This window comes from Microbacterium sp. (assembly GCF_049661145.1).
Taxonomy (GTDB): domain Bacteria; phylum Actinomycetota; class Actinomycetes; order Actinomycetales; family Microbacteriaceae; genus Microbacterium.
The window spans coordinates 1-9,223 of the sequence record NZ_JBASZT010000432.1 but is presented as its reverse complement, the minus strand read 5'-3'; the positions used below and the strand labels follow the sequence as shown (position 1 = coordinate 9,223).

The window sequence follows — 9,223 nt, the reverse complement described above, 5'->3', positions numbered from 1 at the left end:
CTTGCAGGTCGGCGAGGTCGCGCGAGGTGCCGATCGTCCGGCCGCGGTGGTCGACAGCGCGGAAGGTCATCGTGAGGTGCGCGGGTACCCGGTCGAGGTCGAAGTCGGCGGCGGCCACCGGCTGGTTCGCAACGCGCTGGATGCGCTGTGCCAGCGCTGCGCGCAACGACTGCGCGGGAAGGCCTTCGTGGTGCTCCGGACCGTCTGCGACGAGGTCCTCGCCGAGCTTCGCGGCCCAGTCCGCCGCCGGGACGACGTGGCGCCGGATCGCCTTCGGCAGTGCTTTCAGCAACGCCGTGATGAGCTCGGCGCGCAGCCCCGGCACCTGCCAGTCGAACCCGTCGGGAGCAAGGCCCGCCAGCAGCGGCAGCGGGACGACGACGCTGACACCGTCTTCGGGGTTGCCGGGCTCGAAGCGGTACGTGAGCGACAGCACCTGGTCGCCCTGGCGCCAACGGCCGGGAAAAGAGCGCTCGTCGGACCGCGACGCGTCGTCCTGCAGATCGCTCTCGGTGAGATCCAGCAGGCGGGGCGTCCGCGCCGAGGCATCCCGCCACCACGACTCGAACGAGCGCACATCGAACACGTCCTGCGGCACGCGCGCGTCGTAGAACGCGAACACGGCTTCGTCGCCGACGAGGATGTCGCGCCGGCGCTCGCGTTCCTCGACCTTCTCGAGCCGGCGCCGCAGCTCGAGGTTCCGCCGCTCGAACGCCGTCAGCTTCTTGTCGAGGTGCTGCGAGTTCCACTCGCCGTCGACGAGCGCGTGGCGCAGAAACAGCTCGCGCGCGAGCTCGCGGTCGATGCGGGCGAGCTGCACGCGCCGCCGCGGGATGATCTCGACCCCGAACAGCGTGACCTTCTCGGCGGCGACGGCGGCGCCGGCATCCTTCGACCAGTGCGGATCGCTGAGCTGCCGATGAGCGAGATCGCCCGCGAGCTCTTCCGCCCACGCGGGATCGATCGCGGCGACCGTGCGCGCGTAGAGCCGCGACGTCTCGACGAGCTCAGCGGCCATGACGGCATCGGGGGAGGCCTTTCGCAGGGCGGAACCGGGGAAGATCGAGAAGGTGGCACCGCGCGCCCCGCGGTACTCGGCGAGCTGTTTGCGGCCCTTCGGGCGCTCGCCGGGCTTCGTGAGGGAGCGCGTGTCGAGGATGCCGAGGTGCGAGAGCAGGCCCGCGAGGATCGCGCGGTGGACGAGGGCGGGGTCGGCCGCGGCTGGCGCTTCTGTGGAGCGGTCAACCCCGAGGAGCTGGCGGAGCTGGCGGTGCACGTCGAACCATTCCCGCACGCGTACATAGTTCAGGAACTCGGTGCGGCACATCCGCCGGAACGCGCTGGAGCCGAGTTCGCGCTGCTGTTCCTGCAGATGGTTCCAGAGGTTCAGGATGCCGAGGAAGTCGCTCGTCGGGTCGGCGAACCGCGCGTGCATCCGGTCGGCCTGCTCGCGCGCGGCGCCCTCCTCGGCGGAGGGACGCTCGCGCACGTCCTGGATCGACAACCCCGCGACGATCGCCAGCACGTCGCGGGTGGCGCCCAGGCGCCGCGCCTCCAGCAGCATCCGCGCGAAGCGGGGATCGATCGGCAGGCGCGCGATCTCACGCCCGAGCTTCGTGAGCTGCCGGGTACCGGAGACGGCTCGTAGCTCGGTCAGCAGCTCGAACGCGGCCTTGACGCCGCGACTGTCGGGCTTGGTGAGGAACGGGAACTGCTCGATGTCACCGAAACCGAGCGCGAGCATCTGCAGGATGACCGACGCGAGCGACGTGCGTAGGATCTCGGGCTCGGTGTACTCTGGGCGGGCGAGAAAGTCCTCCTCGGCATACAGCCGGATCGCGATGCCGTCCGAGGTACGTCCCGCCCGGCCCGACCGCTGCTGCGCCGAGGCCTGCGAGATCGCCTCGATGGGCAGGCGCTGCACCTTGGAGCGCACGCTGTAGCGCGAGATGCGCGCCGTCCCCGCGTCGATGACGTAGCGGATGCCGGGGACCGTGAGGCTCGTCTCCGCGACGTTCGTCGCCAGGATCACCCGACGGCGCACGCCGGCGACGGCGGACGGCTCGAACACGCGATGCTGCTCCGCCGCCGACAAGCGTCCGAACAGGGGCAGCACCTCGGTGGGGCGGGCATCTTTCGTATACATGCCGCGAACGGCATCCATCGTGTCGCGGATCTCGGCTTCGCCGGGGAGGAACACGAGCACATCGCCGTCGGGCTCGCGGTCGAGCTCGCGGAGGGCGGCGAGCAGGGTGTCGACGTCGTCGTCGTCAATGCCGTCGCGGTAGCGGATCTCGACGGGATACGTGCGGCCCGAGACCTCGACGATGGGGGCGGGGTTGCCGTCGGCATCCGCGAAGTGCCTCGCGAAACTCTCCGGGTCGATCGTCGCCGACGTGATCATGACCTTGAGGTCGGGGCGTTTCGGCAGAATGCGGGCGAGGTAACCGAGCAGAAAGTCGATGTTGAGGGAGCGCTCGTGGGCCTCGTCGACGATGATCGTGTCGTAGCGACGCAGCAGGCGGTCGCGGTGGATTTCGTTCAGCAGGATGCCGTCGGTCACGAGCGCGATCTTGGTGTCGGCCGACACGTGATCGGTGAAGCGCACCTTGTAGCCGACGGTGCCGCCGAGCGGCACCTGAATCTCCTGCGCGATGCGCTCCGCGATCGTGCGTGCGGCGATGCGCCGGGGCTGGGTGTGTGCGATGCACGTGCGGCCGAGCTCGAGGCAGATCTTCGGCAGCTGCGTCGTCTTACCCGAGCCGGTGGCGCCGGCGACGATCACGACCTGATGACCCGAGATGGCGCGCGCGATCTCGTCCCGCGCCGCGCTGACGGGCAGCTCGGGGGGATAGGAGATGACGGGCTCGGGCATAGCCTTCCATCGTATGGTGCGGACGGCTACACCCAGCCCTGCATCCAGTTGTGCAGGCGGTAGAAGTCGTAGGGCACCTGCGTCGCCGTCCACAGCGGGTACCAGAACGCCGAGAGCACGAGCGCGATAGCGAGGAACACCAGCACGACACGCTCGCCGGCCGTGCGCCGGGCGGTGGTCGCGTGTGCGGGCCCCGCGATCTCGCGGAGCGCAAAGGTCAACGCCAGCAGCAGAAACGGCCAGATGACGATCGTGTAGAACTGGAAGATGGTGCGCTCGGGGTACGCGAGCCACGGCAGCCAGGTCACCGCGATGCCGAGAAGGACGACCGCATGGCGCCAGTCGCGGCCGACGACGAATCGGTACACCAGGTACACCGCAGCGGCCACCGATCCGTACCACAGCAGCGGGTTCGGCATGCTGTAGAGGATCTCCAGGCATCCGTTCTGGCCGACGCATCCGCTCTGTCCGTCGGTGGTCGAGAACGCGTGCATCGACGTGGGCCGCCACAGCAGCGGCCACTGCCACGCAGGGCTCTCGTAGCTATGCGGCGAGGTCATCCCCGTCATGGAGTTGTAGATCGTCTGGTGGTAGCGCCACAGGCTCTGAATCGGTAGCGGCACCCACGAGAAGAACCCGGTGGCGGGTTCCGCGTCGGCGGAATGCCGGTCGTAGCCGCCGTCGCTGAGAAGCCACCCCGACCACGATGACAGGTAGACGACGAACGCGACCGGCACGAGCAGTACGAAAGACACGAGCCCTTGGCGCACGGCATCCACCGGCCAGAACGTCACGCCGAGGCGTCGCCGCTCCAGTGCGTCGGTGACCACGACGTAGAGGCCGATCGCGGCGAGCACCCAGACGCCCGACCATTTGACCGCCGTCGCCGCGCCCGCCGCGGCTCCTGCGGCGAGCAGCCACGGGCGGTTCCAGAGAACAGGGGCCCACGCGGGCACCTGCCCATCGTGCTCGCGGGCCAGGGTCCTCGCCGCGAGCCGGTCCAGATGCGTGCGCCGGTCGAGAAGGGTGAACCAGAACGTCAGCACGACGAAGAAGGCGAGGAAGGTATCCAGCAGCGACACACGGCTCATGACGATGCCGAGGCCGTCGATCGCGAGCATGCCCGAGGCGACAGCGGCGAACACGAGCGAGTTCGTCAGCATTCTCGCGACGAGGAAGAGGAGGAGCACCAGCGCCGTGCCGAACAGCGCCGTCGCCACGCGCCAGCCGAAAGAACTGTCGGCGCCGAACAGCCACATGCCGATGCCGATCAGATACTTCCCGAGCGGCGGATGGACAACGAAGCTCGGATCGGTCGTGAAGATGTCTGTCTCGCCGGCCGCGAAACGCGCGTCGGCACCGTCCGGCCAGGCCGCCGCGTAGCCGAGACTCCACTGGCTCCAGGCATCCTTCACGTAGTACGTCTCGTCGAAGACGAGCACGTGGGGATGACCGAGGTTGCCGAAGCGCAGGATGCCGGCGACGAGTGTGATGAGGGTCGGGACGATCCACCCGTAGAGGCGCTGCAGTCGTGGCTCGCCCGCGACGCGGCCGCGCCACCTGTCATAGAACGACGGGCGGGCGCTCGGCAGCAGCGGCTCGTCGGTCGTCGTCACGGCGTCAAGCCTATGCTGGGGCGGTGATCATCCTCGCCGCGACACCGATCGGGAACCTCGGCGACGCGTCACCGCGGCTGGTCGCAGCTCTGCAACATGCGACGACGCTGGCGGCGGAGGACACGCGCACGGCCCAGCGCCTGCTGCAGGCGCTGGGAGTTGCGAACCGCCCGCGGCTGATCGCGCTGCACGACCACAACGAGCGGCAGCGCGCGGCGGAACTCGTCGAGCGGGCGCGCGACGAGGACCTGCTCGTGCTCTCCGACGCGGGGATGCCGACGGTCTCGGACCCCGGCTATGCGCTCGTCACGGCGGCCGTCGCTGCCGGCGTGGGGGTCACGGCCCTGCCGGGCCCGAGTGCCGTCGTCACAGCGCTTGCCGTCGCGGGCCTGCCGACCGACCGATTCACATTCGAGGGCTTCCTGCCGCGCAAAGCGGGGGAGCGGCGGCGCGCGCTCGAGGCACTCGCGGCCGAGCCGCGCACGATGGTCTTCTTCGAGAGTCCGTCACGGCTGGCGGATTCTCTGGCGGCGCTGGCCGTGGCCTTCGGGGCGGAACGACCCGCCGCGGTGTGCCGCGAGCTGACGAAGCTGCACGAAGAGGTCGTCCGTGGGGGCCTCGGCGAGCTCGCGGCGTGGGCCGCCGAAGGCGTGCGCGGCGAGATCGTCGTCGTCGTGGGGGGAGCAGCGGCGCGTGCCGTGTCGGCGGAGGAAGCCGCCCTGCAGGTGCAGCGCCTGGTGGGCGAGGGCATGCGCCTGAAGGATGCCGCCGCCGAGGTCGCCGCCGCCACCGGTCTGCGCTCCCGCGACCTGTATCAGGCGGCGCTCGCGCAGCGAGCGCAGGCTACGGTCCCTGAGTAGCGCCGCAGGCGCGTATCGAAGGGCAGGCGGCGCTCGCGCAGCGAGCGCCGCGCTGAACCACCGGTGGTTGAGTGCTCGCGGCGGAGCCGCGAGTGTATCGAAACCATCGCAACCGAGTCGCGAGCTGTGATCTCGATACACCGGCGCTGGCGCGCCGGCACTCGATCACCGGTGGGGACGCGCAGCGCGGGCGCACTCGATCACCGGTGGGGGATGGACCCTGCGGCGCCGGCGCGGTCTTGTCACACGGGCGAGCGCCGGCATCCGCCCGCTCTAGAATCGTCGGGTGACTTCCGGCTCCTTCTACATCACGACGCCGATCTACTACCCGAGCGACCTGCCGCACATCGGTCACGGGTACACGACGGTGGCCGTCGACGCGCTCGCGCGCTGGCACCGCCAGGCGGGCGACGACACCTGGATGCTCACCGGCACCGACGAGCACGGGCAGAAGATGCTCCGCGCCGCCGCGGCCAACGGCGTGACGCCGCAGGAGTGGGTCGACAAGCTCGTCACCGAGAGCTGGTTTCCGCTGCTTCGGACCCTCGACGTCGCCAACGACGACTTCATCCGCACGACGCAGCCGCGCCACGAGGAGAGCGTGCAGAAGTTCGTGCAGGCCCTCTACGACCGCGGCTACATCTACGCGGGCGAGTACGAGGCGCTGTACTGCGTCGGCTGTGAGGAGTTCAAGCCCGAGTCCGAGATCGTCGACGGCACCGGAGCGTTCGAGGGGCTCAAGGTCTGCGCCATCCACTCCAAGCCGCTGGAGCTGCTGCAGGAGAAGAACTACTTCTTCAAGCTCAGCGAGTTCCAGGACCGGCTGCTCGAGCTGTACAAGACCGAGCCCGACTTCGTGCGCCCCGAGTCCGCCCGCAACGAGGTCGTCTCGTTCGTGCGCAGCGGCCTGAAGGACCTGTCGATCTCGCGGTCGGCGTTCGACTGGGGCATCACGGTGCCGTGGGATCCGTCGCACGTCATCTACGTGTGGGTCGACGCGCTGCTGAACTACGCGACCGCCGTCGGGTACGGCACCGACCCGGCGCAGTTCGCGCGCCGCTGGCCGGCGTACCACGTGGTCGGCAAGGACATTCTGCGGTTTCACGCCGTGATCTGGCCGGCGATGCTCATGGCCGCCGGCCTCGACGTGCCGAAGGGCGTCTTCGCGCACGGGTGGCTGCTCGTCGGCGGCGAGAAGATGAGCAAGTCCAAGCTCACCGGCATCGCGCCGACGGAGATCACCGACGTGTTCGGGTCGGATGCCTACCGCTTCTACTTCCTGTCGGCGATCGCGTTCGGCCAGGACGGCTCGTTCTCGTGGGAGGACCTCTCGGCGCGCTATCAGGCGGAGCTCGCCAACGGCTTCGGCAACCTCGCGTCGCGAACGACCGCGATGATCGAGAAGTACTTCGAGGGCGTCGTGCCGCCGGCGGCTGCGTACGGCGAGGGCGACCTGGCGATTCAGCGGGCGGTGGCGGATGCCGCGGCATCCGCCGACGCGGCGATGGAGCGTTTCCGCCCGGACGAGGCGGTCGCGGATATCTGGACCATCGTCGATGCGCTCAACGGGTACATCACCGAGAACGAGCCCTGGGCACTCGCGAAGGACGCCGCGCAGCGCGAGCGCCTCGGCACCGTGCTGTACACCGCGGCGGAGGGGTTGCGTGCGCTCGCCGTGCTGCTCTCGCCGTTCATGCCCGAGGCGACGGCGAAGCTCTGGGAGGCGCTGGGTCCTTCGGGGCGCCTGAAGGACCAGCCGCTGCGCGACGCCGGTCGGTGGGGTCAGCTCGTTCCCGGGACGAGCGTGAACGGCCTTGCGCCGCTGTTCCCCCGCATCGAGCAGCCCGCGTGACGGACCCGTCGAACTACGTGAGGCAGCGCGAGAAGGGCTCGCGCGACGTGTCGTACCCGCCGGCACCCGAGCCGCTGACCGTCCCCGTGTACGACAACCACTGCCACCTCGAGATCGAGGACGGCGAGGGCCTGCCGCTCGACGAGCAGCTGACCCGCGCGGTCGAGGTCGGGGTGCTGGGTGTCGTGCAAGCGGGCGGCGACATCGAGTCGAGTCGCTGGTCGGCGTGGGCCGCGGCATCCCACCCCCGTGTGCTTGCCGCGGTGGCTATCCATCCCAACGAGGCGCCGGTATATGCCGAGCGCGGCATGCTCGCCGAGGCGATCGCCGCAATCGACGAGCTCGCCGCGCAGCCGCGCGTGCGGGCGATCGGCGAGACGGGGCTGGACTTCTTCCGCACCGGCGAGGAGGGCCGCGCGGCGCAGTTCGAGAGCTTCGAGGCGCACATTGCGCTCGCGAAGAAGCACGGGATCGCGATGCAGATCCACGACCGCGACGCGCACGACGCCGTGCTCGAGACGCTGGCGCGGGTCGGGGCACCCGAGCGCACGGTGTTCCACTGCTTCTCGGGTGACGAGCAGATGGCGCGGATCGCCGCGGAGTGCGGTTACTGGCTGAGTTTCGCGGGTAACGTCACGTTCAAGAACGCGCAGAACCTGCGTGACGCGCTGGCCGTGACCCGGCGCGAGCGCATCCTGGTCGAGACGGACGCGCCGTTCCTGACGCCGACGCCGTTCCGCGGCCGGCCGAACGCGCCGTATCTCGTGCCCGTGACGGTGCGCTTCATGGCCGCCGAGCTCGGCGTCGAGGTCGAGGAGTTGTGCGCGCAGCTGGCCGCGAACACGCGCGAGGTCTACGGCGCGTTCGAGGACTGACCGTCCGACGCGGCACGGACGCGCGTCTGCATCCGCGAAACCGCCGCTGCGGGTCGAGACCATACGAAAGAGCATGCGGTTTCGACACAGGGACACGGTCTCGCGGAATCAGGCGCCGGGCGCTCTCGGCGCACTCCCAGCGTCCGCGTTCAGCGGGTGGTCGAGCCCCGCACGAGATCGAACGGCAGGTCGATCGATCCGGGGGTGATGTCGGGGTCTTCGAGTGATTCGAACGCGATGTCGGCGGCTCGTTCGGGGTACAGGCACACCTGGGTGATCCCGAGTCGCTCGTTGAGGTCGTAGTCGATCGTGCACAGGGCGACCAACTGCAGGTCACGCGGGATGACGGTGCCGATCTGTTCCAGGTGCAGGTAGATCTCCGGTCCCTCCTCGCAGAACGCGAAGACCGCGTCGGCTCCCGCGTCGAGCAACTCGTGCAGCGCGGGCACCAGCCGTCGCCGCCCCGCGTCGATGCGGGCGACAAGCGGCATCCGCCCATTGATCGCACTCCACGCCAGGTACGCGCTCTCACCCTGCTGATCGCGCGGCACCTCGCTCTCGTCGACGAGAAACCCGATCCGCTCGGCGCCCGCCGCCGCGAGATGTCCGAGCCCCGCCCGCACCGCGGCAGCGTATCCGGTGCGGATCGTCAGTCCACCCGCGACCGTCAGGTCGCTCGCCGCAACGGGGATGCCGCGGGCCTGCGCCTCGCGCAGCACCGCGCGGTCGTCGGCGGGGTCCGGGAAGTACAGCGCGTCGATCTGTGCGCCGGCCAGCAGATCGGGACGAGTGTCGGGCAGTACGGTCACCGCGAAACCGCGCTGCGCCCCGGCGCGCACGAGGGCATCGAGCTGGCGGGCGCGGTGCAGCGCACGACGACCGTCCTGCAGCGAACCCTGTGCCATGACGAACCCGATCGACATCGTGCGACCGCTCCGCAGCGCCGCCGCATGCTTGTTCGGCGCGTAGCCGAGCTCTGCCGCGATCGCCTTGATCCGCTCGCGTGTCTCGGGCCGCAGGTTGCCGCGGTCGTTGAGGGCCTGGCTCGTCGCCGCCGTGGACACCCCCGCCCGCGCGGCGACGTCGCGGAGGGTGACCCGGCTCATCGGGGGCCTTGGTTGGGGGAGGATGCCGCGGCATCCGAT

At 70.0% G+C, this 9,223-nt stretch carries 6 protein-coding genes; 3 read left to right on the top strand and 3 right to left on the bottom strand.

Going from position 1 to position 9,223, the window contains the following annotated elements:
- Together hrpA and WBP48_RS17765 are read right to left on the bottom strand one after the other, a co-directional pair.
- The coding region (gene hrpA, locus WBP48_RS17770) for an ATP-dependent RNA helicase HrpA (protein WP_424442070.1) at positions 1-2,875 on the bottom strand (2,875 nt) is incomplete at its 3' end.
- A gap of 26 nt (positions 2,876-2,901) precedes the next feature.
- Positions 2,902-4,491 (bottom strand): dolichyl-phosphate-mannose--protein mannosyltransferase, encoded by a 1,590-nt coding sequence (locus WBP48_RS17765; protein WP_424442069.1) that lies wholly within the window; start codon positions 4,489-4,491, stop codon positions 2,902-2,904.
- 23 nt (positions 4,492-4,514) lie between these two features.
- On the opposite strand from WBP48_RS17765, the gene rsmI reads away from it, so the two are divergent.
- The 3 genes from rsmI (at position 4,515) to WBP48_RS17750 (ending at position 8,078) form a co-directional block, all read left to right on the top strand.
- Positions 4,515-5,351: a 16S rRNA (cytidine(1402)-2'-O)-methyltransferase gene (rsmI, locus tag WBP48_RS17760; RefSeq protein WP_424442068.1), complete on the top strand. Its 837-nt coding sequence runs from the start codon at positions 4,515-4,517 to the stop codon at positions 5,349-5,351.
- Positions 5,352-5,637: 286 nt separating this feature from the next.
- Positions 5,638-7,203 (top strand): methionine--tRNA ligase, encoded by a 1,566-nt coding sequence (gene metG, locus WBP48_RS17755; RefSeq protein WP_424442067.1) that lies wholly within the window; start codon positions 5,638-5,640, stop codon positions 7,201-7,203.
- Complete coding sequence (locus tag WBP48_RS17750) at positions 7,200-8,078, top strand: TatD family hydrolase (protein WP_424442066.1); 879 nt, start codon at positions 7,200-7,202, stop codon at positions 8,076-8,078. Before metG ends, WBP48_RS17750 begins: the two co-directional genes overlap by 4 nt.
- Before the next feature lie 149 nt (positions 8,079-8,227).
- Here the strand turns inward: WBP48_RS17750 and WBP48_RS17745 are convergent.
- Positions 8,228-9,223, bottom strand: a 996-nt coding sequence (locus tag WBP48_RS17745) for a LacI family DNA-binding transcriptional regulator (RefSeq protein ID WP_424442065.1), incomplete at its 5' end; no start/stop codon positions are given.